This window comes from Nocardia vaccinii NBRC 15922, assembly GCF_001613305.1.
Classification (GTDB): Bacteria; Actinomycetota; Actinomycetes; order Mycobacteriales; family Mycobacteriaceae; genus Nocardia; species Nocardia vaccinii.
The window spans coordinates 1-752 of sequence record NZ_BDCC01000138.1 but is presented as its reverse complement, the minus strand read 5'-3'; the positions used below and the strand labels follow the sequence as shown (position 1 = coordinate 752).

The 752-nt window shown below is 61.4% G+C and carries 1 pseudogene; it reads left to right on the top strand.

What is annotated here, in order from left to right:
- Window positions 1–61: 61 nt before the first annotated feature.
- A pseudogene (locus NV1_RS46270) lies at window positions 62–752 on the top strand (IS5 family transposase); the annotation flags it as partial.

The following is a 752-nucleotide window of genomic DNA, read 5'->3' as shown; positions in this document are numbered from 1 at the left end:
CTGGAGTATTAGAGCGTGTCTTACGTGGCTGCAGGATGCTTGTGAGTGATCATATTGCGTTGTGGTTGATGATCTTTCGCGGCGCTTGGTGCCAGATGAGTTGTGGGCGTTGGCCGAACCTCTGATTCCAGGGTTCAAGCCTCGCCCGCAGGGCGGGGGTACCGGGCCCGTGGACGACCGTGCAGTGTTCACCGCGGTCGTGTTCGTGTTGACCAGTGGGTGCGCTTGGCGTTATCTACCACCATCTTTCGGAGTGACCGTGCCCACGGCACATCGCAGGTTCACCGACTGGACCAAATCCGGGCTATGGCGTCGACTGCACCGGGCCGTGCTCGACGAACTCGGCAGCCAAGGCATGATCGACTGGTCACGCGCGGTCCTCGACGGAGCATCTGTCAGGGCTAAAAAAGGGGACCCATGACCGGGCCGAATCCTGTGGACCGCGGTAAGACCGGTTCGAAGATCCACGTCCTGTCCGATCGTGCGGGCCTGCCGCTGTCGGTAGCGGTATCCGCCGCCAACACCAACGACGCCTACGCACTCAAACCCTTGGTCAAAGCTATCCCCGCGATCAAATCCCGACGGGGGCCGCGACGACGCAAGCCCGACAAACTGCATGCCGACAAGGCATACGACCAGGTGGAACTGCGGAATTGGGTGCGAGACAGAGGAATTGCCGTCCGGATCGCCCGCAAGGGTATCGAGTCCAGCCGGAAGCTCGGCAAACACCGCTGGGTCATCGAACGGTCGAT